This window comes from Curtobacterium sp. MCSS17_007 (assembly GCF_003234175.2).
Classification (GTDB): domain Bacteria; phylum Actinomycetota; class Actinomycetes; order Actinomycetales; family Microbacteriaceae; genus Curtobacterium.
Genome location: NZ_CP126257.1, coordinates 1,698,536 through 1,724,237, shown reverse-complemented (window position 1 = coordinate 1,724,237; position 25,702 = coordinate 1,698,536). Strand labels below are relative to the sequence as shown.

Annotated in this window: 25 protein-coding genes; 14 read left to right on the top strand and 11 right to left on the bottom strand. The window is 70.2% G+C overall.

Going from position 1 to position 25,702, the window contains the following annotated elements:
• Positions 1–38: 38 nt before the first annotated feature.
• The 6 genes from whiA (at position 39) to DEJ22_RS08120 (ending at position 5,011) form a co-directional block, all read left to right on the top strand.
• Positions 39–1,019, top strand: a complete 981-nt coding sequence (gene whiA, locus DEJ22_RS08145; protein WP_058749582.1) for a DNA-binding protein WhiA — start codon at positions 39–41, stop codon at positions 1,017–1,019.
• A 257-nt stretch (positions 1,020–1,276) separates the two neighbouring features.
• Positions 1,277–2,287, top strand: coding sequence for a type I glyceraldehyde-3-phosphate dehydrogenase (gene gap / locus DEJ22_RS08140; RefSeq protein ID WP_058749583.1), 1,011 nt, complete (start codon positions 1,277–1,279; stop codon positions 2,285–2,287).
• On the top strand, positions 2,284–3,501 hold the full coding sequence (locus tag DEJ22_RS08135; protein WP_111226107.1) for a phosphoglycerate kinase: 1,218 nt from the start codon (positions 2,284–2,286) through the stop codon (positions 3,499–3,501). Before gap ends, DEJ22_RS08135 begins: the two co-directional genes overlap by 4 nt.
• Positions 3,498–4,277, top strand: coding sequence for a triose-phosphate isomerase (gene tpiA / locus DEJ22_RS08130; protein WP_111226420.1), 780 nt, complete (start codon positions 3,498–3,500; stop codon positions 4,275–4,277). Before DEJ22_RS08135 ends, tpiA begins: the two co-directional genes overlap by 4 nt.
• A 119-nt stretch (positions 4,278–4,396) precedes the next feature.
• A complete protein-coding gene (gene secG / locus DEJ22_RS08125; protein ID WP_058727797.1) occupies positions 4,397–4,648 on the top strand; it encodes a preprotein translocase subunit SecG in 252 nt (83 codons plus the stop codon).
• A 3-nt stretch (positions 4,649–4,651) separates the two neighbouring features.
• Positions 4,652–5,011, top strand: coding sequence for an RNA polymerase-binding protein RbpA (locus DEJ22_RS08120; RefSeq protein WP_058727798.1), 360 nt, complete (start codon positions 4,652–4,654; stop codon positions 5,009–5,011).
• Positions 5,012–5,438: 427 nt separating this feature from the next.
• Here the strand turns inward: DEJ22_RS08120 and pgl are convergent, their stop codons facing one another.
• The 5 genes from pgl to tkt form a co-directional block, all read right to left on the bottom strand.
• Positions 5,439–6,209 carry a 6-phosphogluconolactonase gene (pgl, locus tag DEJ22_RS08115; RefSeq protein ID WP_111226106.1) on the bottom strand — a complete coding sequence of 257 codons (771 nt, stop codon included), beginning with the start codon at positions 6,207–6,209 and terminating at the stop codon, positions 5,439–5,441.
• A 107-nt stretch (positions 6,210–6,316) separates the two neighbouring features.
• Positions 6,317–7,261, bottom strand: coding sequence for a glucose-6-phosphate dehydrogenase assembly protein OpcA (locus tag DEJ22_RS08110; protein WP_111226105.1), 945 nt, complete (start codon positions 7,259–7,261; stop codon positions 6,317–6,319).
• Positions 7,258–8,796, bottom strand: a complete 1,539-nt coding sequence (gene zwf, locus DEJ22_RS08105) for a glucose-6-phosphate dehydrogenase (protein ID WP_111226104.1) — start codon at positions 8,794–8,796, stop codon at positions 7,258–7,260. The genes DEJ22_RS08110 and zwf overlap by 4 nt, the downstream gene beginning before the upstream one ends.
• A 193-nt stretch (positions 8,797–8,989) precedes the next feature.
• Positions 8,990–10,102: a transaldolase gene (gene tal / locus DEJ22_RS08100; protein WP_111226103.1), complete on the bottom strand. Its 1,113-nt coding sequence runs from the start codon at positions 10,100–10,102 to the stop codon at positions 8,990–8,992.
• A gap of 156 nt (positions 10,103–10,258) precedes the next feature.
• Positions 10,259–12,352 carry a transketolase gene (gene tkt, locus DEJ22_RS08095; RefSeq protein ID WP_111226102.1) on the bottom strand — a complete coding sequence of 698 codons (2,094 nt, stop codon included), beginning with the start codon at positions 12,350–12,352 and terminating at the stop codon, positions 10,259–10,261.
• 386 nt (positions 12,353–12,738) lie between these two features.
• Here tkt and DEJ22_RS08090 point away from each other — a divergent pair, with 386 nt between their 5' ends.
• On the top strand, positions 12,739–13,671 hold the full coding sequence (locus DEJ22_RS08090) for a heme o synthase (protein WP_111226101.1): 933 nt from the start codon (positions 12,739–12,741) through the stop codon (positions 13,669–13,671).
• Between the two features lie 504 nt (positions 13,672–14,175).
• Here the strand turns inward: DEJ22_RS08090 and DEJ22_RS08085 are convergent.
• Entirely contained in the window at positions 14,176–15,162 is a 987-nt protein-coding gene (locus DEJ22_RS08085) for a COX15/CtaA family protein (RefSeq protein ID WP_111226100.1), read from the bottom strand.
• 251 nt (positions 15,163–15,413) lie between these two features.
• Between DEJ22_RS08085 and sufB the strand changes: the two genes are divergently transcribed.
• The 5 genes from sufB to DEJ22_RS08060 all read left to right on the top strand — a co-directional run bounded on the left by sufB (position 15,414) and on the right by DEJ22_RS08060 (position 19,688).
• Positions 15,414–16,832 (top strand): Fe-S cluster assembly protein SufB, encoded by a 1,419-nt coding sequence (gene sufB / locus DEJ22_RS08080; protein WP_111226099.1) that lies wholly within the window; start codon positions 15,414–15,416, stop codon positions 16,830–16,832.
• On the top strand, positions 16,833–18,203 hold the full coding sequence (gene sufD / locus DEJ22_RS08075) for a Fe-S cluster assembly protein SufD (RefSeq protein ID WP_181430665.1): 1,371 nt from the start codon (positions 16,833–16,835) through the stop codon (positions 18,201–18,203).
• Positions 18,203–18,529: a non-heme iron oxygenase ferredoxin subunit gene (locus tag DEJ22_RS08070; protein ID WP_502861837.1), complete on the top strand. Its 327-nt coding sequence runs from the start codon at positions 18,203–18,205 to the stop codon at positions 18,527–18,529. The genes sufD and DEJ22_RS08070 overlap by 1 nt, the downstream gene beginning before the upstream one ends.
• Before the next feature lie 62 nt (positions 18,530–18,591).
• Entirely contained in the window at positions 18,592–19,359 is a 768-nt protein-coding gene (gene sufC / locus DEJ22_RS08065; protein ID WP_066654406.1) for a Fe-S cluster assembly ATPase SufC, read from the top strand.
• Entirely contained in the window at positions 19,359–19,688 is a 330-nt protein-coding gene (locus tag DEJ22_RS08060; RefSeq protein ID WP_022902786.1) for a metal-sulfur cluster assembly factor, read from the top strand. The genes sufC and DEJ22_RS08060 overlap by 1 nt, the downstream gene beginning before the upstream one ends.
• Before the next feature lie 249 nt (positions 19,689–19,937).
• Here DEJ22_RS08060 and DEJ22_RS08055 read toward each other — a convergent pair whose 3' ends face one another.
• The gene (locus tag DEJ22_RS08055) at positions 19,938–20,537 is read right to left on the bottom strand and encodes a biotin transporter BioY (protein ID WP_111226098.1); all 600 of its coding nucleotides are present in this window, start codon (positions 20,535–20,537) and stop codon (positions 19,938–19,940) included.
• A gap of 116 nt (positions 20,538–20,653) precedes the next feature.
• Here DEJ22_RS08055 and DEJ22_RS08050 point away from each other — a divergent pair, with 116 nt between their 5' ends.
• Positions 20,654–22,252, top strand: a complete 1,599-nt coding sequence (locus DEJ22_RS08050; protein WP_111226097.1) for an ABC-F family ATP-binding cassette domain-containing protein — start codon at positions 20,654–20,656, stop codon at positions 22,250–22,252.
• Positions 22,253–22,357: 105 nt separating this feature from the next.
• Here the strand turns inward: DEJ22_RS08050 and DEJ22_RS08045 are convergent, their stop codons facing one another.
• From DEJ22_RS08045 to DEJ22_RS08035, 3 genes are read right to left on the bottom strand one after another with little or no spacing between them, the layout of a single operon-like run.
• Positions 22,358–23,332, bottom strand: a complete 975-nt coding sequence (locus DEJ22_RS08045; protein ID WP_111226096.1) for an SURF1 family cytochrome oxidase biogenesis protein — start codon at positions 23,330–23,332, stop codon at positions 22,358–22,360.
• Positions 23,329–23,637: a hypothetical protein gene (locus DEJ22_RS08040; protein WP_502861836.1), complete on the bottom strand. Its 309-nt coding sequence runs from the start codon at positions 23,635–23,637 to the stop codon at positions 23,329–23,331. The genes DEJ22_RS08045 and DEJ22_RS08040 overlap by 4 nt, the downstream gene beginning before the upstream one ends.
• Positions 23,637–24,113, bottom strand: a complete 477-nt coding sequence (locus tag DEJ22_RS08035) for a DUF3099 domain-containing protein (protein WP_284174498.1) — start codon at positions 24,111–24,113, stop codon at positions 23,637–23,639. Before DEJ22_RS08035 ends, DEJ22_RS08040 begins: the two co-directional genes overlap by 1 nt.
• 168 nt (positions 24,114–24,281) lie before the next feature.
• Here DEJ22_RS08035 and fabG point away from each other — a divergent pair, with 168 nt between their 5' ends.
• A complete protein-coding gene (gene fabG, locus DEJ22_RS08030) occupies positions 24,282–24,995 on the top strand; it encodes a 3-oxoacyl-ACP reductase FabG (protein ID WP_111226094.1) in 714 nt (237 codons plus the stop codon).
• A gap of 31 nt (positions 24,996–25,026) precedes the next feature.
• On the opposite strand, the gene serB is transcribed toward fabG, so the two are convergent.
• Positions 25,027–25,665 (bottom strand): phosphoserine phosphatase SerB, encoded by a 639-nt coding sequence (gene serB / locus DEJ22_RS08025; protein WP_111226093.1) that lies wholly within the window; start codon positions 25,663–25,665, stop codon positions 25,027–25,029.
• Positions 25,666–25,702 lie beyond the last annotated feature (37 nt).

The window sequence follows — 25,702 nt, the reverse complement described above, 5'->3', positions numbered from 1 at the left end:
CCGCGGACCCCACCAGAGAAAACGTTAGGAATGATGCTGTGCCGTTGACTGCCGAGGTCAAGGACGAACTGGCCCGGGTCGTCGTGAACCGCAACACGGTCCGCGCCGCCGAACTCGCGACCATCCTGCGGTTCGCGGGCGGCCTGCACGTCATCTCGGGCAGGATCGCGGTCGAGGTCGAGCTCGACACCCGGATCATCGTCCACCGTGTGCGCAAGGACCTGGCGGAGCTGTACGGCGTGCGGAGCGAGGCGTCGGTGGGGTCGTCCGCCTCCTCCCGCCGCGGCACCCGCTACCTGGTGCGCGTGCTCGAGGCGGGGGAGACCCTCGCCCGTCAGACCGGGCTCATGGACGCCCGCCGTCGTCCGGTGCGCGGCCTGCCGAACCGCCTGACGACCGGCAACCGGGAGGACCTCGCCGCCATCTGGCGTGGTGCGTTCCTCGCCTCCGGCACGCTCACGGACCCGGGTCGTGCCGCGGCCCTCGAGGTCACCTGCCCGGGCAACGAGGCAGCGATGGCCCTGGTCGGCGCCGCGTCGCGCCTCGGCATCGCCGCGAAGGGCCGTGAGGTCCGTGGCGTCCACCGCGTGGTCATCCGCGACGGCGAGGCCATCGGGCAGATGCTCACCGTCATGGGGGCCGCCCGCACCACCGCTGAGTGGGAGGAGATGCGGCAGCGCCGCGAGGTCCGCGCCACCGCCAACCGCCTGGTGAACTTCGACGACGCCAACCTCCGCCGCTCGGCGCAGGCCGCCGTCGCCGCGTGCGCTCGCGTCGAGCGCGCACTCGAGATCCTCGGCGACGAGGTCCCGGACCACCTCAAGTACGCCGGATCGCTCCGCCTCGAGCACCGCGACGCGTCGCTCGACGAGCTCGGCCAGCACGCCGAGCCGCCCATGACCAAGGACGCCATCGCCGGCCGCATCCGCCGCCTGCTCGCGATGGCCGACAAGAAGGCGTCGGACCTGGGGATCCCCGGGACCGAGGCCAGCGTGCCGGAGGAGCTCGAGGGGGCGTAGCCCCGGGAGTCCCCACGCTCGGACGGGAGGCGCGGTGCCGGCTGGTACCGCGCCTCCCGTCCGTCCGGGGGAGCGTCCACCGCCACCCTCACCACCGTCCGGACGGACCGTCATCCGGCGCGGGCGTGCAGTGTCCGACTGCTAGGGTCGTTACGGCGACGTTACGGGGCGTATCGTCCACCACACGTGGGTCCGCAGGGCCGCACGACTCCGAAAAGCAGCGCCCCCGGGGCGCTCCACACCCACCAGGAGATCCATTGACCGTCAAGATCGGCATCAACGGCTTCGGCCGCATCGGCCGTAACTTCTTCCGGGCCGCCCTCGCCAAGGGCTCCGACCTCGAGATCGTGGCGGTGAACGACCTCACCGACAACGCAGCCCTCGCGAACCTGCTGAAGTTCGACTCCATCACGGGTCGTCTCGGCGTCTCCGTCGAGCTCGACGGCGACAGCATCGTCGTCGACGGCAAGCCGATCAAGGTCCTCGCGGAGCGCGACCCCGCGAACCTCCCCTGGGGCGAGCTGGGCGTCGACATCGTCATCGAGTCGACCGGCTTCTTCACCAAGGCCGCCGACGCGCAGAAGCACATCGACGCGGGCGCCAAGAAGGTCATCATCTCCGCCCCGGCGACCGGTGACGACGTCACCATCGTCCTCGGCGTGAACGAGGACCAGTACGACCCCGAGAACCACAACATCATCTCGAACGCGTCGTGCACCACGAACAGCCTCGCGCCGCTGGCCAAGGTCTTCCACGACAAGTTCGGCATCGAGCGTGGCCTCATGACGACGGTCCACGCGTACACCGCTGACCAGAACCTGCAGGACGGCCCGCACAAGGACCCGCGTCGTGCCCGTGCCGCCGCGCTGAACATCGTCCCGACCTCGACCGGTGCGGCGAAGGCCATCGGCCTCGTCATGCCCGAGCTCGCCGGCAAGCTCGACGGGTACGCGCTCCGCGTGCCGGTGCCCACCGGTTCGATCACCGACCTGACCCTCGAGACGTCGTCCGAGGTCACCGTCGACGAGATCAACGCCGCGTACAAGGAGGCCGCCGAGGGCCCGCTCAAGGGCATCCTGCTCTACAGCGAGGACCCGCTGGTGTCGACCGACATCACCACGGACCCGCACTCCTCGATCTACGACTCCGGCCTGACCAAGGTCATCGGCAAGCTCGTGAAGATCACCTCGTGGTACGACAACGAGTGGGGCTACTCGAACCGCCTCGTCGACCTGACCGAGTACGTGGGCGAGCGACTCTCGGCATGAGCCTCCGCACCCTCGAGGACCTCGGCGACCTCGCCGGCAAGCGCGTCGTCGTCCGGTGTGACCTGAACGTCCCGCTCAAGGACGGCACGATCACCGACGACGGCCGCGTGCGGGCGTCGCTGGGCACGCTCAACACGCTCGTCAACGCCGGGGCGCGGGTGATCGTGATCTCGCACCTCGGCCGTCCCGACGGCACGCCCGCGCAGGAGTACTCGCTCGCCCCCGTGGCGCAGCGCCTCTCCGAGCTGCTGGGCAAGGAGGTCACCTTCGTCGGCGAGACCGTCGGCGACGAGGCGACCTCGGCCGCCGAGGCCCTCGGGGACGGCGACGTCCTGCTGCTCGAGAACCTCCGCTTCAACCCGGAGGAGACCTCGAAGGACGCGTCGGAGCGCCAGGCCTTCGCCGAGCGGATCGCCGCCCTCGGCGACGCGTTCGTCTCGGACGGCTTCGGTGTCGTGCACCGGAAGCAGGCTTCGGTGTACGAGCTGGCGGCGGCGCTCCCCAGCGCGGCCGGCTCGCTCATCGAGTCCGAGCTGACGGTGCTCGAGCGGCTGACGAAGGACCCGGAGCGGCCGTACACGGTCGTGCTCGGCGGATCGAAGGTCAGCGACAAGCTCGGCGTCATCGAGCACCTGCTCCCGCAGGTCGACACGCTCTGCATCGGCGGCGGCATGCTCTTCACGTTCCTCGCGGCCCAGGGCCACGGGGTCGCGAAGTCGCTGCTCGAGCAGGACCAGCTCGACACGGTCCGCGCGTACCTCTCCAGGGCCGACGAGCTCGGCGTCACGATCGACCTGCCGACCGACGTCGTGGTGGCCTCCGGGTTCGCCGCTGACGCCGATCACGAGACCGTCGCGGCCGACGCGATCGAATCGTCGTCGTTCGGTGCGGACGGCATCGGCCTCGACATCGGCCCGGAGACGGCGTCGCGCTTCGCGACGGCGGTGTCCGGCTCGAAGACGGTGTTCTGGAACGGGCCGATGGGCGTGTTCGAGTTCCCGGCGTTCGCGGCCGGGACGAAGACCGTCGCGCAGGCCCTGACCGAGGTCGACGGCCTCGGCGTCGTCGGCGGTGGCGACTCCGCCGCTGCCGTCCGATCCCTCGGGTTCTCGGACGACCGGTTCGGGCACATCTCGACCGGTGGCGGTGCGAGCCTCGAGTTCCTCGAGGGCAAGTCGCTGCCCGGTCTCGAAGCGCTGGGGTGGTCGCGATGAGCCGCACCCCGTTCATCGCGGGCAATTGGAAGATGAACCTGGACCACCTCCAGGCCATCGCCACCGTGCAGAAGCTCGCGTGGACGCTGAAGGACGCCCGCCACGACCACGACGACGTCGAGGTCGCGGTGTTCCCGCCCTTCACCGACCTCCGCAGCGTGCAGACGCTCATCTCGGCGGACAAGCTGTCCATCCGGTTCGGCGCCCAGGACCTCTCGCAGTACGACTCCGGTGCCTACACCGGTGACGTCTCGGGAGCCTTCCTCGCCGCACTCGACGCGCAGTACGTCATCGTCGGGCACTCCGAGCGTCGCACGATGCACGGCGAGACCGACGAGGTCGTCGCCGCGAAGACCGCCGCAGCCGTCAAGCACGGCCTCGTGCCCGTCGTCTGCGTCGGCGAGACCGGCGAGGAGCGCGAGCAGCGCGGAGCGGGCGTCGTCCCGGTCGAGCAGCTCCGGGTGGTCCTCGACGCAGTGAAGCCGTCCGAGATCGTCGTGGCGTACGAGCCGGTCTGGGCCATCGGCTCCGGCCAGGCAGCCACGCCCGAGCAGGCGCAGGACGACTGCGCGGCCCTCCGTCGTGCGATCGCAGCAGCCTGGGGCGACGAAACCGCCGCGGCCACGCGCGTGCTCTACGGCGGATCCGTGAAGTCGGGCAACATCGCCGGCTTCCTCCGCGAGCCGGACATCGACGGCGCGCTCGTCGGTGGCGCCTCGCTCGACGTGCAGGAGTTCGCGGCGATCGCGCGCTTCCGGCAGCACGTCGGACTCTGATCCACCCCGCTCAGGCCGGCCGCGTCGACGTGGCCGGCCTGAGCCACGCCCGTGCCGGTGCTCCGGTGGCCCACACAGCCCGGTACACTTGCATGGCTGACTGACACGAAAGGTACGTCGTGGCGATACTCTCCGTCGTGCTGCAGGTCCTGCTCGCGATCACGAGCCTCCTGCTCACGCTCCTCATCCTCCTGCACAAGGGCCGCGGTGGCGGTCTCTCCGACATGTTCGGCGGCGGCGTGACGAGCAACCTCGGGGCGTCCGGCGTCGCCGAGCGCAACCTCAACCGCATCACGGTGATCCTCGGTCTGGTCTGGATCGTGTCGATCATCGTGCTCGGTCTCATCAACAAGTTCACGGCGGGGAGCTGATCCATGGCAACCGGAGGCAGTGCAATCCGAGGGTCGCGCGTCGGCGCGGGCCCGATGGGGGAGCAGGACCGCGGCGTCCAGGCGGAGCGCGTGGCCGTCTCGTACTGGGACGCACTCGGCAACGAGGTGGTGCGGTACTTCTCCGCCACCCTGCCGGAGGACGAGATCCCGGAGACGGTCGACTCGCCGTCCACGGGTCTCCCGGCCGGTCGTGACAAGGAGAACCCTCCCGTCGTCGCGAAGACCGAGCCGTACAAGACGCACCTCGCGTACGTGAAGGAGCGCCGCACCGAGGAAGAGGCAGCGCAGCTCCTCGAGGACGCGCTGCAGCAGCTCCGGCAGCGCCGCGGTACCGCGAAGTAGCACCAGACGTCCGAAGGCCCCTGCACCGATCCGGTGCAGGGGCCTTCGTCGTACGCGGTCGCGGCGTCGAACGAGCGGGACATGCCGCGGCCGGTGCGCCGGGTGGGCACGATCCGTCGTCGCGCGACGTCGATCGGGCCAGGTGCGGCTCGTTCGCGCAACACCGTCGCTGCGCTCCGAGCCGTCTGCTCCGCCCACCGGGTGGTCGCATCGTCCAAGAGCTCCGAGGGCGAGCGGGCGGACGCGCCGTGTGTCACTCGTCTTGCGGGAGAGATCTGTCGGCGGGCGATGCCGAACATGACAGATCTCGCCCGCTCGGCGGAGCCGCCGTCCCGGGCCGACCGACGGGGTCGGGCACGGACGGACGGACGGACGGGAGGCGCGGTGCCAGCTGGCACCGCGCCTCCCGTCCGTCAGTGGGTCGCGTCTAGTACGTCGATGCGATGAGGTTCTCGGGGACGTCGCGAGCGGCATCCTGGTCCACGAAGAACACCGTGCGCTTCCGGCCCTGCACACCGCCGACAGGGACCTCGTCCACCGCGGCGCCGGCCAGGGCGAGACCGAGCACGGACGCCTTCTCCGCACCCGACAGGATGACCCACACGCGCTGCGAGGCGTTGATCACCGGGAACGAGAGCGTCAGGCGCTGCGGCGGCGGCTTGGGGGAGTCGTCGACGGTGAGCACCGCGCGGTCGATGACCGCGAGCTGCGGGAACTCCGGGAACAGCGAGGCCGTGTGCCCGTCCGGACCCACCCCGAGCAGCGTGATGTCGAAGCGCGGGGCGACGGCGCCCTCGGGCGCGGCGTCCTGCAGCTCCCGCTCGTACTGCGCAGCAGCCTCGTCGATCGACAGACCCGCGTCGGACGCAGCCATCGGGTGGATGTTCTCCTGCGGGACGTCCACGTGCGCGAAGAAGTCGCTCTGCGTGCCGGTGACGTTGCGGTCCGCGTCGCCCTCGGCGACCCAGCGCTCGTCGACCCACCACACGTGCACCTTCGACCAGTCGACGCTCTCACGCGCAGGCGACTGCCCGATCGCCGCGAGGACGAGGGACGACACCGAGCCACCGCTGATCGCGATGTCGGCGCGCTCCTGCTCGTCGAGCACGTCGATGATCTTCGTGATGAAGCGAGCGGCGACCGACGCGCCGAGGGACTGCTTGTCCGGGTGCACCAGCACCCGTCGTTCGTTGGTCACGTGTCTCCCGTGTTCGTGGCGGCCGACCGGTGCGACCGCCTTCGGTCCGACCGGGGGCGGGTGGTACTCGGTGCGAGCACCACCCGGGGTCCGGTCGTGTGGGGCGTTCAGCCGGCGATCGACTCGCGGAGCTGCGGCACCCCGTGCTTGACGACGTCCCCGAACAGGACGTCGGGGTCGAGTCTACGGAGTTCCTCTGCGAGGCAGTCACGCAGGTTCCGCCGCGGCAGCGACAGGTCGTGCGTCGGCTGGCCCGGCATCGAGAGCGTCGCGACGTCGACGAGCGACCGCTCGAGGTCGATCGCGCCCGAGGCACGCTCGAGCTTCACGCCGTGGATACCGCTCGACCCGGTGGCACGGGGCGACGTGACGACGGACACCGGGACCTGCAGCTGCAGCTGGAGCCACGCAGCGAGCAGGATCGTCGACGGGCTGTCGCTCGCACCCGAGACCTCCACGCCCGTGACCGGCTCGTAGGGCGGCTGGTCGAGCGCCGCGGCGAGCTGGTTCCGCCAGAGCGTGAGACGCGTCCACGCGAAGTCGGTGTCGCCCGGCACGTAGGACTTCCCGAGCGCCTCGATCGCGCCGTTCGGGTCCTTCTGTGCGGCGGCGTCCGTGATGCGGCGCTGCGCGATCCGGCCCAGCGCAGATGCTGCCGGCTGCTCCGGAGCGGTCTGCGGCCACCACGCGACGACGGGCGCGTCGGGGAGGAGCAGGCCGGTGACCAGGCTCTCCTCGTCCGTCGCGGTCTCGCCGTAGGCGCGGAGGACGATGACCTCGCTCGCACCCGCGTCGCTGCCGACGCGGATCTGTGCGTCGAGACGCCCGGGGGACTTCGTGTCACCGTCGTTCTTGGAGACGATGATGACGCGCATCGGGTGCTCGCGCGACGCCTCGTTCGCGGCCGAGATCGCCTCTTCCTCGTGACCGAGGGCCGTCGAGATGATGAGGGTCAGGACGCGGCCGAGGGCGACCGCGCCGCCCTCCTCGCGGATGTGGACGAGCTTCTTCTGGATCTTCGAGACCGTGGTGTTCGGCATGTCGATCTTCATGGACGCCTCCAGGTCCGGCCGTCGCGGGCGAGCAGGGCATCGGCGGACGCCGGACCCCAGGTGCCGGGACGGTACTGCTCGGGCTGGCCCTGCGTGGCCCAGAACTCCTCGATCGGGTCGAGGATCTTCCACGACAGTTCCACCTCTTGGTGACGGGGGAACAGGGGCGGGTCGCCGAGGAGCACGTCGAGGATGAGTCGCTCGTACGCCTCCGGCGAGGCCTCGGTGAACGCGTGCCCGTAGCCGAAGTCCATCGTCACGTCGCGCACCTGGGTGCCGACGCCGGGGACCTTCGAGCCGAAGCGGAGCGTGACGCCCTCGTCCGGCTGGACACGGATGACGAGCGCGTTCTGGCCGAGCGGCGCCTGCGTGTTGCCGTAGACGTCCTCGGGGACGCGCTTGAAGACGATCGCGATCTCGGTGACCCGACGGCCGAGACGCTTCCCCGCACGCAGGTAGAACGGCACGCCCTGCCAGCGTCGCGTCGCGATGTCGAGCTTGATGGCGGCGTAGGTCTCGGTGGTCGACTCGGGGTTCATGCCCCCCTCCTCGAGGAAGCCGAGCACCTTCTCGCCGCCCTGCCACCCACCGGCGTACTGGCCGCGGGCGGTCGCAGTGGCGAGGTCCTCGGGGAGCCGCACCGCCGAGAGCACCTTCTCCTTCTCGGCGCGCAGGTCCGCGGCCTTGAACGAGACGGGCTCCTCCATCGCGGTGAGGGCGAGGAGCTGCAGCAGGTGGTTCTGGATGACGTCGCGCGCAGCGCCGATGCCGTCGTAGTACGCAGCACGACCGGCGACACCGATGTCCTCGGCCATCGTGATCTGCACGTGGTCGACGTAGTTCGAGTTCCAGATGGGTTCGTACATCTGGTTCGCGAACCGGAGCGTCAGGAGGTTCTGGACGGTCTCCTTGCCGAGGTAGTGGTCGATGCGGAACACGTCGTCGGGCGCGAAGACGCTCTCGACGATGGCGTTCAGCTCGCGGGCGGTGCGGAGGTCGGAGCCGAACGGCTTCTCGACGACCACGCGGCTCCAGGAGCCCTCGCGCTTCTCGGTGAGGCCGGAGACCTTGAGCTGCTCGGTCACGACCGGGAACATCTTCGGCGGGATCGAGAGGTAGAAGGCGTGGTTGCCGAGCGTCCCGCGCTGGGCGTCGAGCTCGTCGACGGTGCGCTTCAGCTCGAGGAACGCCTCGGGGTCGTCGAACGAGCCCTGGACGAAGCGGATGCCCTGTTCGAGCTGCTTCCAGACGGCTTCGTCGAAGGGGGTGCGGGAGTGGTCCCGGACCGCGTCGTGCACGAGCTGGGAGAAGTCCTGGTCCTCCCAGTCGCGCCGGGCGAACCCGACGAGCGCGAAGCCCGGGGGCAGGAGGCCCCGGTTCGCGAGGTCGTAGACCGCGGGCATCAGCTTCTTGCGCGACAGGTCGCCCGTCACGCCGAAGATGATGAGGGTGCTTGGGCCCGCGATCCGGTTCAGACGTCGGTCGGTCGGCAACCGGAGCGGGTTGTGCTCCGGGGTGATCGCCACCGGTGACATGAGTCGGTGAACTCCTTACGAGTCGAACGGAGACGGCGGAGCGCTGCGCTGCGGGGGCAGCGGCGACTCCGCCGTCGTGGTGGTCAGGTCCGGACGGGAGGCCCGTGGCGGCGCCGGCGGACCGGTCCTGACCGTGGGTGCCCGCGTCCCGAGGAGGGTGGTGCCGCCCTCGGGACGCGGGCTCCGGTTCTGCTTACTTGCTGTTCTCGAGCGCGGTCTTCACCGTGTCGACGAGCTCGCCCCAGGAGACGTTGAACTTGTCCACGCCCTCCTTCTCGAGCAGTGCGACGACGTCGTCGTAGTCGACGCCAGCGGCGGCGATCTGGTCCATGACCTGCTGCGCGCCCTCGTACGAGCCGGCGATGGCGTCGCCGTGGATCTCGCCGTGGTCGAACGTCGCGTCGAGCGTCTTGCCCGGCATGGTGTTGACGGTGTTCGGCGCCGCGAGCTCGGTCACGTAGAGCGTGTCGGGCAGCGCCGGGTCCTTGACACCGGTCGAGGCCCAGAGCGGACGCTGGGTGTTCGCACCCGACTCGAGCAGGCCCAGGGCGCGCTCGGTCGCGAACGCCTCGGTCCAGACCTGGTAGGCGAGCTGCGCGTTGGCGATGCCGGCCTTCGACTTGAGGGCCTTCGCCTCGTCGGTGCCGACGGCGTCGAGACGCTTGTCGATCTCGGAGTCGACGCGCGACACGAAGAACGAGGCGACCGAGTGGATCTTCGAGAGGTCGTGGCCGGCGGCCTTGGCCTTCTCGAGGCCACCGAGGTAGGCGTCGATGACGGCGCGGTAGCGCTCGAGCGAGAAGATCAGCGTGACGTTGACGGAGATGCCGGCGCCGATGACCTCGGTGATGGCCTCGAGGCCCTCGAGGGTCGCGGGGATCTTGATGAGCACGTTCTCGCGACCGACCTTCTCGAACAGGAACTTCGCCTGCTCGATGGTCTTCTGCGCGTCGTGGGCCATGCCCGGCTCGACCTCGATCGAGACGCGGCCGTCGAAGCCCTTGGTCTCGTCGTAGATCGGCTTGAAGACGTCGGAGGCGTTGGCGACGTCCTGCGTGGTGATCTCGAAGATCGCCTCGGTGACGTCGGTGCCCTTCGCCGCGAGCTCCTTCACCTGCGCGTCGTAGCGCTCGCCCTTGGCGAGGGCGGACGCGAAGATCGTCGGGTTCGTCGTGACGCCGACGACGTTCTTCTGCTCGATGAGCTCGGTCAGCTTGCCGGTCTCGAGCAGCTCGCGCGACAGGTCGTCGAGCCAGATGCTGACGCCGACCTCGGAGAGGGCGGCAGTGGGGGTGTTCTCAGCCATGGGTTTCTCTTCTTCTTTCGTCGACCGACCCGGAGCGCGTGACGCGACCGGAGCCGTGGTGTCGTGGTCTGTGGGTCGGGAGGCGCGGGGCGGACCCGCACCGCGCCTCCCGGCAGAGGGGCCGGACCCGGCGTACCGGATCCGGCCCCTCGTGGGTCAGGAAGCTGCGATCGATTCCTTGGCGGCGGCGATGACGTGCTCGGTGGTGAAGCCGAACTCGGCGAACAGGCGCTGGTAGTCCGCCGACGCACCGAAGTGCTCGATCGAGACGCTGCGGCCCTTGTCACCGACGATGTCGCGCCAGCTCATGCCGATGCCGGCCTCGACGGAGACGCGCGCGGTGACGGCCTCCGGGAGGACCTGCTCGCGGTAGGCCTCGTCCTGCTCGAAGAACCACTCGAGCGACGGGGCGCTCACGACGCGGGCGTTGATGCCCTCGCCCTTGAGCTGCTCGCGGGCGTCCACGGCGATCTGGACCTCGGAACCGGTCGCGATGAGGATCACGTCCGGGGTGCCGTTCGGCGCCTCGGCCAGGACGTACGCGCCCTTCGCGACGTTCTTCGCCGAAGCGAGCGTCTCGCCGGAGGCGTCGCCCTCACCGCGCTCGAAGACCGGGAGGTTCTGGCGGCTCAGCGCGATGCCAGCCGGACGGTCCTTGTGCTTGAGCATCTCGAGCCAGGCGTACGAGACCTCGTTGGCGTCGGCCGGACGGACGACGTCGAGACCCGGGATCGCACGGAGGGCGGTGAGCTGCTCGATCGGCTGGTGCGTCGGGCCGTCCTCGCCGAGGGCGATGGAGTCGTGGGTCCAGACGTAGATCGCCGGCGCCTTCATGAGCGCGGCGAGACGGACCGCCGGACGCATGTAGTCGCTGAAGATGAGGAACGTGCCGCCGAAGGGGCGGGTGTTCCCGTGCAGCACGATGCCGGACAGGATCGAGCCCATCGCGTGCTCGCGGATGCCGAAGTGCAGCACGCGGCCGTACGGGTCGGTGCTCCAGGTCTTCGTGCTGGCCTCGGCCGGGCCGAAGGACTTGGCGCCCTCGATCGTGGTCAGGTTCGACTCGGCGAGGTCCGCCGAACCGCCCCAGAACTCGGGCATGAGCGGCGCGATGGCGTTGATGACCTTGCCGGAGGCGGCGCGGGTCGAGACGGCCTTCTCGGTGGAGAAGACCGGCAGGGCCTCCTCGAGGCCCTCGGGGAGCTCGCCGGCGTTGATGCGGTCGAGCATCGCCTTCTTCTCCGGGTTGGCCGCGGCCCACGCGTCGAAGGTCGTGTTCCACTCGGCGTGCTGCTCCTGGCCCTTGGCGATCGCGCCGCGGGTGTACTCGAGCACCTCGGGGTCGACGTCGAAGGTCTTCTCCGGGTCGAAGCCGAGGACCTCCTTGAGGCCCTTCAGCTCGTCGGCGCCCAGCGCGGAGCCGTGGATCTTGCCGGAGTTCTGCTTGGTCGGCGACGGCCAACCGATGATCGTCTTGAGGACGATGAGCGACGGCTTGGTCGTCTCGGCCTTGGCGGCCTCGACGGCGCGGTACAGCTCCTCGACGTCCTCGGAGTACTCGCCGGTCTTCTTCCAGTCGACGTGCTGGACGTGCCAGCCGAGGGACTCGTAGCGGGCGGCGACGTCCTCGGAGAACGCGATGTCGGTGTCGTCCTCGATCGAGATCTGGTTCGAGTCGTAGAAGACGACCAGGCGACCGAGCTGCTGGCGGCCGGCGAGGCTCGCGGCCTCGTTCGTGACGCCCTCCTGCATGTCGCCGTCGCCGGCGATCACGTAGGTGAAGTGGTCGAAGGGCGACTCGCCGTCGGCGGTCTCCGGGTCGAACAGGCCGCGCTCGAAGCGCTGCGCGTAGCCGAAGCCCACTGCCGAGGCGAGACCCTGGCCGAGCGGGCCGGTGGTGATCTCGACGCCGTCGGTGTGGCCGTACTCCGGGTGACCCGGGGTCTTCGAGCCCCACTTGCGCAGGTGCTGCAGGTCCTCGAGCTCGAGGCCGTAGCCGTGCAGGTAGAACTGCACGTACTGCAGGATCGAGGCGTGACCCGCCGAGAGGATGAAGCGGTCGCGGCCGATCCAGGTGGAGTCGCTGGGGTCGCGACGCATCACCTTCTGGAAGAGCAGGTGGGCGACGGGCGCGAGGCTCATCGCGGTGCCGGGGTGACCGTTGCCGGCAGCCTCGACCGAATCGGCGGCGAGGACGCGCGCCGTGTCGACGGCCTTCCTGTCGATGGCGTCCCAGGTGAATTCAGCCACTTGGATGTTGACCCTTCGTTGTTGCGACATGTGCGAGGGCTCGTGCCATCGCACGGACATGATCGCCGTCCCGGGGCCGTGTGTCGTGTCGCCGTCTGCGCGGCGGCCGACCGGCTCGTCACGGACCGACGTCTTCGGGGCACGCGATGCGGGAGGGCGTCTCCAGCATACTGACCACGCACACAGAAGGTGTCCAGGTGACGAAGGCGCCGTGTCGGGCATCGGCCCGGTCGGCGGGGCGGGGCATCGTCGCGGCGCCTCGATGGCCTAAACTGGCGTCGACCCGTGTGCATTCCGGGTCGACGCACGCCCCGACGACGACGGAGCCGTCCACCGAGTGTGCAAGCTGATGCGAACAGACTGAGGTTCCCCTGTTGACTGCCACCGTGACCCGGCCCGACACCGATCGACCCCGCTCGTCGCTGTCCCGCAAGGTCCGTGCGTACGTCTCGCTGACGAAGCCCCGCGTGATGGAGCTCCTGCTCGTCACCACCGCGCCGACGATGTTCCTCGCCGAGCGCGGTGTGCCGGACCTCTGGCTCGTCTTCTGGACGATGCTCGGCGGTGCGATGTCGGCCGGTTCGGCCTCGGCGTTCAACTGCTACATCGACCGGGACATCGACCGGCTGATGAAGCGCACGAGCCAGCGCCCGCTGGTCACCGGCGAGCTCTCGGACCGTGAGGCCCTGGTGTTCTCGTGGGTGCTCGCGGTCCTGTCCACGGCGGTGCTGGGCTTCCTCGTGAACTGGCTCGCCGCGGCGCTGAGCGTCGTCGCGATCGTCATCTACGTCTGCGTGTACACGCTGTGGCTCAAGCGCCGCACCCCGCAGAACATCGTCTGGGGCGGTTCGGCCGGCTGCATGCCTGTGCTCATCGGGTGGGCCGGCGTGACGGGGTCGCTCACCTGGGCGCCCGTCGTCCTGTTCATGGTGATCTTCCTCTGGACGCCGCCGCACTACTGGCCGCTGTCGATGAAGTACCGCGACGACTACGACGCGGCCGACGTGCCGATGCTCGCGGTGGTCCGCGGACGCACGGTCGTGGGCCTGCAGGTCGTCCTCTACGCCTGGGCGACACTCGTCTGCTCGCTGCTGCTGATCCCGGTCGCGAACATGGGGCCGCTCTACACGGTCGTCGCGCTGGCCGGGGGGATCTGGTTCGTGGTCGAGTCCCACCGCCTGTACTCGCGAGCGATCCAGCACGTCGAGCAGGTGCAGCCGATGCGGGTCTTCCACAGCTCGATCACCTACCTGACGCTGCTCTTCATCGCCGTGGGCATCGACCCGCTGCTGCCGCAGGTCTTCACCTTCACGATCTAGTCCGGGCTCGTCGCCCGCTCCGACAGCGCCGCCGGTCCGCCGGCGGCGCTGTCGTCCGTCGTGGGCGCGGGCGCGGACTCGGACGTGGGGCGGTCGGCGCGGGTGGGTGCTTCGGCGCGCACTCGAGCGTGGGGCGAGGAGGCGGGCCCGGCCGGGACGACACGTCCGCCGTCGTACGACGACGACGGTGTCGCGGCAGCCGCAGGACGGGGAGCGGCACCGGACGGGAGGCGCGTGGCGGGCAGGAGACGGGCATCCCGTCCGTCCAGTCGCCGGGTCGGCGTTCGAGTGCGACGGGGACGTGCCTGCAAGACGGTCGCGTCAGCGGGAGGCGGCGCTGGACCCGGAGGCGGCTCGCGCGGTCGGCGGTGTCGTAGGGCAACTGCGGCGCGTCGAGCGCGGTCGCGGCGCCGAAGCCGCCCGAACGACGACGTCCCACGCGTCGGCGCTCGGGACGGAGGCGCTGCGTGGGACGTCGCGGGGAAGGGCCGGGGCGGGCGCCGGTCAGGCGGCGATGCGCTCCCGGACGGCCTGGCGCCCGGCGCTGCCGCGCGTCGAGAGCACGACGACGGTCACCGCGCCGACGAGGAGCCCGGCGAGCACCATGTGCGTGCCCACCAGGCCGACCGGCAGGCCCGTGCGGGCCTGTGTCAGGCCGACCGCGATCTGCACGAACTCGACGACGAGCAGGACCAGGGCCCAGCGGCTCGAGAGCCGCAGGACGACCGCGCCGACCACGAGCGCGAGGGTCAGGGCGAAGAGCGCGTAGGCCGGGATCGCGTGCAGGTGCTCCATGAGCTGGGGGTCGAAGCCGGTGCGGTGGAGGCGCCCTCCGTCGACCGCCTCGCTCGCTCCCGCGTGCGGACCGGAGCCCGTGGTCAGGATGCCGACCAGGACGGTGACGACGACCGCTGCGACGGTGCCGCGGACGACGCCCGTGTACCAGCCGGGGACGAGCCGGGCCGCGGTGCGCGGGCCGTTCATCGCCCGGTACACGAGCGTCGCCGTGACCGCGACGAGCGTCGTCGACACCACGAAGTGCAGGCCGACGACGAACGGATTGAGGTTCGTGAGCACGCTGAGGCCGCCGATGACCGCCTGCACCGGGATCGCGATGCCCTGGGCGAACGCGAGCCAGAAGAGCTCGGGGCGGGTACGGCGCATCCGCACGACGAGCAGGAACATGGCGATCGCGACGACCACGAGGACGAACGTGAGGAGACGGTTCCCGAACTCGATCACGCCGTGGACGCCCATCTCCGGGGTGGAGACGAGCGACTCGGCGGTGCACTTGGGCCACGTCGGGCAGCCGAGGCCGGAGGCGGTCAGGCGGACGAGGCCGCCGGTGCCGATGAGCACGACCTCGACGACGAACGACGCCCACGCGAGCCAGATGACGCGGCGGTCCACGACGCGGGGGAGCGACCACCACCTCGGGTTGCGGGTGTCCGGCTGGACGCCCTGCTCGACGGTGGGTCCGACGCGAGTCACGAGGGTGGTGCCTTCCTGTTGTTCCGTCCGGTGAACCTGTAGGATTCGAGGGTTCAGCAGCAGTCAAGTCTAGGCAGGCGCCGGCTCCGAATGGGCCGAGATCGCCGATCGGTCCGAGGACTGCGTGGGACCATCGACGTTGCGAGGCAGCGACGCCGTGGAACTCCTGTCGGGGGTCCACGGTGGAATGGCGTCCGGACGCCACGGGTTGCACCCGACAGACGCTGCCGCGAGAAGGAAACGAGGAGACCATGTCCGACGTGCTCATCGACCGCCCCGAGCTCGAAGGGCTCGGCCAGTACGAGTTCGGCTGGTCCGACTCCGACTCGGCCGGTGCCTCCGCGCGCCGTGGCCTCTCGGAAGAGGTGGTCAGCGACATCTCCGCCCGCAAGGACGAGCCGGAGTGGATGCGCAAGCTCCGCCTCAAGGCGCTGACGCTGTTCGACCGCAAGCCGATGCCCTCGTGGGGTGCCGACCTGTCGGACATCGACTTCGACAACATCAAGTACTTCGTGAAGTCCACGGAGAAGCAGGCCCAGACCTGGGAAGAGCTGCCCGAGGACATCCGCAACACCTACGAGCGCCTGGGCATCCCCGAGGCCGAGCGCCAGCGCCTGGTCGCCGGCGTCGCCGCGCAGTACGAGTCCGAGGTCGTCTACCACCAGATCCGCGAGGACCTGGAGCAGCAGGGCGTCATCTTCATGGACACGGACACGGCCCTCCGCGAGCACCCGGAGTTCTTCGAGGAGTACTTCGGCTCCGTGATCCCGGCCGGCGACAACAAGTTCGCTGCACTGAACACGGCCGTGTGGTCCGGCGGCTCGTTCGTCTACGTGCCGAAGGGCGTGCACGTCGAGATCCCGCTGCAGGCCTACTTCCGCATCAACACCGAGAACATGGGCCAGTTCGAGCGGACGCTGATCATCGCGGACGAGGACTCCTACGTCCACTACATCGAGGGCTGCACCGCCCCGATCTACAAGTCGGACTCGCTGCACTCGGCCGTCGTCGAGATCATCGTGAAGAAGAACGCCCGCGTGCGTTACACGACGATCCAGAACTGGTCGAGCAACGTCTACAACCTCGTCACCAAGCGTGCCATCGCGCACGAGGGCGCCACGATGGAGTGGATCGACGGCAACATCGGCTCGAAGGTCACGATGAAGTACCCGTCGATCTACCTCGCGGGTGAGCACGCCAAGGGCGAGACCCTGTCCGTCGCCTTCGCCGGTCCGGGCCAGCACCAGGACGCCGGCGCGAAGATGATCCACATGGCGCCGTACACGACGTCGTCGATCGTCTCGAAGTCGATCGCCCGCGGCGGCGGCCGCGCCGGCTACCGCGGTGAGGTCCGGGTCGACCCGGCCGCCCACCACGCCGCCAACACGGTCCGCTGTGACGCGCTGCTCGTCGACACGGTCAGCCGCAGCGACACGTACCCGGCGATCGACATCCGCGTCGACGACGTGCAGCTCGGACACGAGGCGACGGTCTCCCGCGTGAGCGAGGAGCAGCTGTTCTACCTGATGTCCCGCGGCATGCCGGAGGACGAGGCGATGGCGATGATCGTCCGCGGCTTCATCGAGCCCATCGCGCGTGAGCTCCCGATGGAGTACGCGCTCGAACTCAACAAGCTCATCGAGATGAGCATGGAAGGATCCGTCGGCTAGATGTCGAACACCAGCACCAACCCGACACCGACCGACGGGGCCACGACCGACCCCGCACCGCGCATCGACCAGCCGGTCGAGCCCTCGGCCGTCGCGCAGGGTCAGCAGGCCCCGTCGACGCAGGGCACCGAGCGCAGTGCTGCGTCGGAACAGCACGGCGCTCGTGCGCACTCCGACGGCGCCTGGGACACGAAGGTCCCGGTCCAGACCCGCTCGGAGCGCCCGCAGTCCGGCGAGCTCGACGCGTTCCCGCCGGTGACCGGCCGCGAGGTCAACTGGAAGTTCGCGCCGCTCGCGAAGCTCCAGCCGCTGCTCGACGGCGGCCTCGACGGCTCCGCGTACCCGTTCCTCGCCCGCCAGACCGAGGGCGCCGACGTCGAGTGGGGTCGCAGCGACGACCCGGCCGTCGGCACCGCCGGACTGCCCGAGGACCGCGCCGCGGCGGCTGCCTGGACCGCGCGCGACGCCGTGCTCAAGGTCACGGTCAAGGCGACCGAGACGCACGAGTCGATCTCGATCACCCGGTCGGACTTCGGCACGCAGGCCCGCGCAGCGCACACGGTCATCACGGCCGAGCAGCACGCGCAGGGCATCGTCGTGATCGACAACCGCGGCTCGGCGCTGCTCAGCGAGAACGTCGAGATCGTCGTCCGCGACGGTGCGCGTCTGACCGTCGTCAGCCTGCAGGACTGGGACGACGACGCGGTCCACGTGTCGACGCAGTTCGCCGAGGTCGGGCGCGACGCCTTCCTCAAGCACGTCGTGGTCTCGCTCGGTGGCGACGTCGTCCGCGTCAACCCGTCGACGCACCTCGGCGCGCAGGGCGCGGACACCGAGATGTACGGCGTGTACTTCGCGGACGCCGGGCAGTACATCGAGCAGCAGGTGTACGTGAACCACGACGCACCGAACACCCGCGGCCGCGTCAACTACAAGGGCGCGCTGCAGGGCGAGGGCGCGCACACGGTGTGGATCGGCGACGTGCTCATCGGGCGTGCCGGCGACGGCACCGACTCGTACGAGCAGAACCGCAACCTGGTCCTCACCGACGGCACCCGGGCGGACAGCATCCCGAACCTCGAGATCGAGACGGGCAACATCGAGGGCGCCGGCCACGCGAGTGCGACCGGGCGCTTCGACGACGAGCAGCTCTTCTACCTGCAGGCCCGCGGCATCCCCGAGGAAGAGGCCCGTCGACTCGTCGTGCTCGGCTTCCTGGTCGAGGTCATCCAGAAGATCGGTGCGCCGGAGCTCGAGGAGCGCCTCATCGCTGCGGTGGAGCAGGAGCTCGCCGACGGCCGCACCGCGGTCGCCGCTGCGGAGCCCGATGCGGACCAGACCGCACCCACGGCCGAGCAGGCGGACGCCTGATGGCCGAGAAGGTCTGCGCCGAGTCGGAGATCGCGGTCGACAGCCCCATGCGGGTCGTCGTCGACGGTACCGCGGTCGCGATCGTCAAGGACTCCGCGGGTACCGTGCACGCGATCGGTGACACCTGCACGCACGGGGACATCTCCCTGTCCGAGGGGTTCGTCGAGGGCGACACGCTCGAGTGCTGGGCCCACGGGTCCCGGTTCTCGCTCGCGACCGGCAAGCCGCAGAACTTCCCGGCCTACGAACCGGTGCCGGTCTTCCGGGTCGAGGTCCGTGACGGCGACGTCTACGTCGACGTGCACGACCCGGTCCCCGTCGACTGAGCGACACCCCCACTCTTCCCGCGCGGCTGACGCCGCACAGCAGCTGTAACCGAAGGAACGCAATGTCCACTCTCGAAATCCGCGACCTGCAGGTCTCGATCGACACCGACCAGGGCACCAAGGAGATCCTGAAGGGCGTCGACCTCACCATCAACGAGGGCGAGATCCACGCGATCATGGGGCCGAACGGCTCCGGCAAGTCCACCCTCGCGTACACGATCGCCGGCCACCCGCGCTACAACGTCACCGGCGGCTCGATCACGCTCGACGGCGAGGACGTGCTGGCGATGAGCGTCGACGAGCGCGCCCGTGCCGGCATGTTCCTCGCGATGCAGTACCCGGTCGAGATCCCCGGCGTCACGGTGTCGAACTTCCTCCGCACCGCGAAGACCGCGATCGACGGTGAGGCCCCGGCGCTCCGTGGCTGGGTCAAGGACCTGCGCCAGTCGATGGCCGACCTCAAGATGGACTCGTCGTTCGCCGAGCGCAACGTCAACGAGGGTTTCTCCGGTGGCGAGAAGAAGCGCCATGAGATCATGCAGCTCGAGCTCCTCAAGCCGAAGTTCGCCGTGCTCGACGAGACGGACTCGGGGCTCGACGTCGACGCGCTGAAGATCGTCTCCGAGGGTGTGAACCGTGCGAAGGCCGCCACCGGCCTCGGTGTCCTGCTCATCACGCACTACACGCGCATCCTCCGCTACATCAAGCCGGACTTCGTGCACGTGTTCGTTGCGGGCAAGGTCGCCGAGCAGGGTGGTCCGGAGCTGGCCGAGCGCCTCGAGAACGAGGGCTACGACCGCTACGTGCAGGCCGCAGCGGCGGGCAACTGATGATCACCGCACTCTCCCCGGAGAAGTTCGACGAGGTCGTCGAGGGCCTCAAGGAGGTCCAGGACCCGGAGCTCGGCGTCAACATCGTCGACCTCGGCCTGATCTACGACCTCGCGATGGACGACGAAGCGAACGCGCTCGTGATCAGCATGACGCTGACGAGCGCGGGATGCCCGCTGACCGACGTCATCGAGGGTGACACCGCCAACGCGCTGGACGGCATCGTCGACGCGTTCCGCATCAACTGGGTCTGGATGCCGCCGTGGGGTCCGGAGCGGATCACGGACGACGGGCGCGAGATGATGCGCGCGCTCGGCTTCTCGATCTAGCCGCCACCACCCAGACGGACGGGAGGCGCGGTGCCAGCTGGCACCGCGCCTCCCGTCCGTCGTCGGTCCGGGTCACCCGCCGAGCGGGTCCGATCGGTCACGCTCGACGAGTTCCCACGACGTGCTCCGCCCGCTCGGCGTCCGACGCGCGGCGTGTCGTGCTCGCTCGCGGAGTGACACGACGGGCCGGGCCGGAACGATGACGGGCCCCGCACCAGCAGGTGCGGGGCCCGTCATCGTTCGGGTGCGTCAGCGGCGGCCGACGAGCTTCCACGCCAGGGGCAGGACGCCCGCGGCGATGAGGGCCTTCGCGACCCCACCCACGATGAAGGGGTAGAGGCCGGCGGCGAGCACCGACTGCAGGTCGTTCGGTGCGCCGAGCTGACCGAGCACCACCGCGAGCCAGGGCAGCCCCGTCACGAAGGGGACGGCGGTCGCCAGCAGCATGGCGACCGTGGCACGACCGAGCCCGCGGTCCCAGTTGCGTCGCGCGAGCCACCCGACCAGGCCGGCGGCCGGCACGAAACCGATCACGTAGCCGAAGCTCGGCGAGGTCAGGGCCGCGAGGCCGCCGGAGAACTCGGCGAAGAACGGCGCTCCCGCGAGGCCGGCGACCGCGTACACGAGCAGCGAGAGCATGCCGCGGCGGGCGCCGAGCGTGGCGCCGACGAGCACGACCGCCAGGGTCTGCCCGGTGATCGGCACCGGCCACATCGGGACCTGGAGCTGCGCCATCGCGGCGGTGAACAACGCGCCGCCGGCGACCAGGGCGGCGTCGGTGGCGAGCCCCGAGGTGCGAAGACGGTCGGCGAGGACTGCGCGGCGAGCGAACCCGGTGGCGTTCGTCATGGATTCTCCTAGAATGGACTGCTGGTCCCGTTCGAGGACCATCGGTCCCGTCAGCGTAGCGGTGCACCTCCCGCACACGTCGTTGTGCACATCACCAACTGATTGGACGTCCTCCTGTGCTTGCCGTGCACGACCTCGAGATCCGCGTCGGGGCCCGCCTCCTGATGGAGCACGTGTCCTTCCGTGTCGAGAAGGGTGACAAGATCGGGCTCGTCGGGCGCAACGGCGCCGGCAAGACCACGATGACGAAGGCCCTCGCCGGCGAGGCCCAGCCGACCGACGGCAAGATCGAGCGCTCCGGCGAGATCGGCTACCTGCCGCAGGACCCGCGATCGGGGAACCCCGAGGACACCGCGCGCAAGCGCATCCTCGACGCCCGCGGCCTCGGCGAGCTCGTCGAGGGCATCCGTCAGGCGACGCTCGACATGGCGAGCGAGGACCCGGACACCGCCGAGAAGGCCATGCGTCGGTACAGCCGCCTGGACGACCAGTTCAACGCCCTGGGCGGGTACGCGGCCGAGGCGGAAGCGGCGTCGATCGCCTCGAACCTCAAGCTGCCGGACCGCATCCTCGACCAGCCGCTCAAGACCCTGTCGGGTGGTCAGCGGCGCCGCATCGAGCTGGCACGGATCCTGTTCTCGGACGCCGAGACGATGATCCTCGACGAGCCGACGAACCACCTCGACGCCGACTCGATCATCTGGCTGCGCGAGCACCTCAAGACCTACGCGGGTGGCGTGATCGTCATCTCGCACGACGTCGAGCTCGTCGACGAGGTCGTCAACCGCGTCTTCTACCTCGACGCGAACCGCCAGACGATCGACGTCTACAACATGGGCTGGAAGCTCTACCAGCGGCAGCGCGCCGCCGACGAGGAGCGCCGCCGCAAGGAGCGCGCGAACGCCGAGAAGAAGGCCGCGACGCTCAAGGACCAGGCTGCCCGGTTCGGGGCGAAGGCCACGAAGGCGGCTGCGGCCCACCAGATGGTCGCCCGCGCCGAGAAGCTCCTGGCGGGGCTCGAGGACGAGCGCGCCGTGGACCGCGTCGCCAAGCTGCGCTTCCCGACGCCCGCCGCGTGCGGCCGCACCCCGCTCATGGCCGAGGGACTGTCGAAGTCCTACGGATCGCTCGAGATCTTCGCCGGCCTCGACCTGGCGATCGACCGCGGCTCGCGCGTCGTCATCCTCGGGTTCAACGGTGCCGGCAAGACGACGCTGCTGCGCATCCTCGCGGGCGCGGACCAGCCGGACACGGGAGAGATCCTGCCCGGGCACGGCCTGCGCATCGGGTACTACGCGCAGGAGCACGAGAACATCGACGTGAACCGCACGGTGATCGAGAACATGGTGTCGGCGTCGCCGAACCTGACCGAGACCGAGGCGCGCCGCGTGCTCGGGTCGTTCCTCTTCACCGGCGACGACGGCTACAAGAAGGCCGGCGTGCTCTCCGGCGGCGAGAAGACCCGTCTGTCCCTGGCGATGATCGTCGTCTCGGGCGCGAACGTGCTGCTGCTCGACGAGCCGACCAACAACCTCGACCCCGCGTCGCGCGAGGAGATCCTCGGCGCCCTCGCCGGCTACGAGGGCGCGGTCGTCCTCGTGTCGCACGACGCGGGTGCGGTCGAGGCCCTCAACCCGGAGCGCGTCCTGCTGCTGCCGGACGGCACGGAGGACCACTGGAACAAGGACTACGCGGAACTCATCGAGCTCGCGTAGCGACTCGGTGACGGACGGGAGGCGCGGTGCCGGACCGGCACCGCGCCTCTGTCCGTGGAGGGGCTGGCCGCGAGCGTGCCCGAGTGCGCGAGGTACCCGGGGCGCTCAGTGCCGCGTGCCGAGCAGTTCGTCCTCGACCTCGTCGTCGGACCGCGGCCGGGCGTCCTTCCGCCGCTGGCGCTCGAGAGCGCGCTCGCGTTCCTCCGGGTCGTCCTGGTTGAGGTTCCGGTACTCCTGCACCATCACGTAGGCGAGGAACCCGAACCCGCCCGCGGCGAAGAGGAACCACTGGATGAAGTAGCTGAGGTGCAGACCGGTGTCGGCCGAGGGGCGGTCCCAACCGAGCGGCCGCGACTCCGTCGGCGCGGGCGACTCGGACGCGAGCTGTCCGTACGCGCCGGTCCAGATCGGCGCGTCCACCTTGCCTGCCACGTCAGCGAGCGTGACGGACTGCACCTGGTCGGTGTGCGACGGGTCGGTGCGACCGGGGATGCGCGGCTCGCTCTGCTGCAGGCGGGCGGTGACGGTGACCTCGCCACTCGGCGGGGCGGGCACGTGGTCCGGTGCGTCCTGCCGGTTGCCCGTCGGCACCCAGCCGCGATCGACGACGAAGGCCCGGCCGTCCGCGGTCACCAGCGGCGTGAGGACCTCGAAGCCGGGCTGTCCGTTGTGCACGCGGTTCCGGACGAGGAGCTGGTCGTCGACGTCGTACGTGCCGGTGACCTCGACGCGGAACCACTGCTGGTCGTCGTCCCAGCTCGAGGCGCGGGGGAGTGCCTGGTCGAGGGGTACGGGTGTGTGGTCGTAGTTCCGGGCGATCTGCTCGTTCTGGCGCACCGCTTCGTTGCGGCGGTCCCACTGCCACATGCCGAACAGGGCGCAGATGATCGCGAAGGCCACCGCGATCGCGAAGTACCCGAGCCAGCGACGGCTGCGGACGAAGCGCCAGCCGACCGACGGGCCGTCGGCGGTGCCGCCGCGCTGCTCCGGTTCGGCCGTGGCGCGATCGGCCGAACCGCGCTGGAGCTTCGCGGCGTGCTTCCGGCCGTAGCGGTCGCTGGGGTCGAACTCGTCCGTCATCGCCCGGTGCCGGTGGAGCGCACCCCGACGTCGTTCTTCGGCGCGTCGTCGCGCACGCGGACGTCGTCGAGGTGGTCGACGTCCTCCTGCATCCCCGTCACGCGGACGGGGAACGCCCGGGAGCGCAGGTAGTCGGCGAGGAAGTCGCAGTGGTCCTCGCACGCCGCCCAGATCTTCACGCGGTCGATGGCGTGGATGCGCGGGTTCCGCCAGTTGATCCGCCACTCGGCGGTGTTCGTGCACCCGGCGCGGGAGCACACCGGTGTCGAACCCGGCTCGGTGAAGAGGTCGAAGGTCGCCCCCATCAGCGGCGCGTCCTCGGCCTGGCCGACCACACGCGGGACCGGTCGCCGTTGCGCTGCCACTCCTCCTGCGCGTGCTGGGCAGCTTCGCGCAGGCGGTCCTGCTCGGCCCGGTAGGCCTCTGCGCGGGCGTCCTCCTGCTGCTCGCGCAACCGCGGGTCGACGGCGTCGTACAGCTCGATGGCCCCGGCCGGCGAGACGATGTCGCTCTCGGCGCGGCTTCCGGCGTTCGCCAGGATGACCGCGACCCAGGGGATGACGGCGGCGAGCACGATCGGGATCACCGCGAGCCACGTGTGCCACGTCGTCCAGACGAGCACGGCGCCGATGAAGCAGACCACGCGCACGGCCATCTGCCAGACGTACTTGGACAGGCGGTGCGCCCGGTCCAGCTCGGGGGAGTCCGGCAGGGACGTGATGCTCTGCGTGGAACCCGAGTGGGTGTGCGTCGCGTGGAACCGGCGCTGCGTCGACTTCATACGGTGTTCTTCCATTCGCCCGAACACAAGCCTAAGCCCGCACCACCGACAGTGTGCCAGCCGCGCGGGGGACAGCTGCGGGGAACGGCTCCGGTACGCTCGGTCGGGCGTGTCCGGCCGGCGTCGGACGACGACACGCAGCGTCACCACCACTCGAACGGAGCGATCATGACCACCCCCCGTACCGTCCTCATCACCGGCGGCAACCGCGGCATCGGCCACGCCCTGGCGACGCGCTTCGTCGCCGCCGGGCACCGTGTCGCCGTGACGTCCCGCAGCGGTCAGGGCGGTCCCGAGGGGGCGCTCACGGTCGCGGCCGACATCACCGACTCCGCCTCGGTCGACGCGGCCTTCACGCAGGTCGAGGCCGAGCTCGGTCCGGTCGAGGTGCTCGTCGCCAACGCCGGCATCACGAACGACCAGCTCCTGCTCCGCATGTCGGAGGAGGACTTCACGAGCGTGATCGACACGAACCTCACCGGAACCTTCCGGGTCGTCAAGCGCGCGACGAAGGGCATGATGAAGGCGAAGTTCGGCCGGATCGTGCTCATGTCGAGCGTCGTCGGCGCCTACGGGCAGGTCGGCCAGGTCAACTACGCGTCGTCGAAGGCCGCTCTGGTCGGCATGGCCCGGTCGATCACCCGTGAGCTCGGGTCGCGTGGCATCACCGCGAACGTCGTCGCACCCGGCTTCATCCAGACCGACATGACGGCCGCGCTCCCCGAGGAGCTGCAGGCCGAGTTCAAGAAGCAGATCCCCGCCGCGCGCTACGGGACGGTCGACGACGTGGCGGACGTCACGCTCTTCCTCGCCGGCGACGGCGCCGGGTACGTGTCCGGTGCGGTCATCCCGGTCGACGGCGGCCTCGGGATGGGCCACTAGCCAACTCGGCCCGCGCGCGGCGCGGGTGCGGTCAGCCGCGGAGCCCGAGCGTCGCGAGCACGGCGGACAGGTCACGGTCGACGACCGCCACGTCCGCCCGCTCGCGCACCAGCGGCTTGGCGTCGAAGGCCACGCCCAGGGCAGCGACGCCCATCATCACGAGGTCGTTGGCACCGTCGCCGACCGCGACCGTACGGGACAGCGGAACGCCGTCCGCCCCGGCCCACGCCCGCAGCGTCTCGGCCTTCGCGTCGGCGTCGACGACGTCGCCGAGCACCCGGCCGGTGAGCACGCGGTCGACGACCTCGAGCCGGTTGGCCCGGCAGTGGTCGAGCCCGAGCCGTGCGGCGAACGGGTCGAGGACCTCGTGGAACCCGCCGGACACGACCCCGACCGTGCCACCCGCGGCCTGCACGCCGCGGACCAGTTCCGCTGCACCGTGCGTCACACGGACCGCGTGCTGCGCGTGCGTGCAGACGTCGGCCGGGAGGCCCGCCAGCGTCGCGACCCGCTCCCGGAGGCTCTCCGCGAAGTCGATCTCCCCGCGCATGGCCCGCTCCGTCACCGCCTGGACCTGTGGCCGGGTCCCGGCGTGGTCGGCGAGCAGTTCGATGACCTCGTCCTCGAGCAGCGTGGAATCGGCATCGAGGACGACGAGGAAGCGTGGCACGCACCAACGGTACCGACAGCAGGAGGCGCGGCCGACG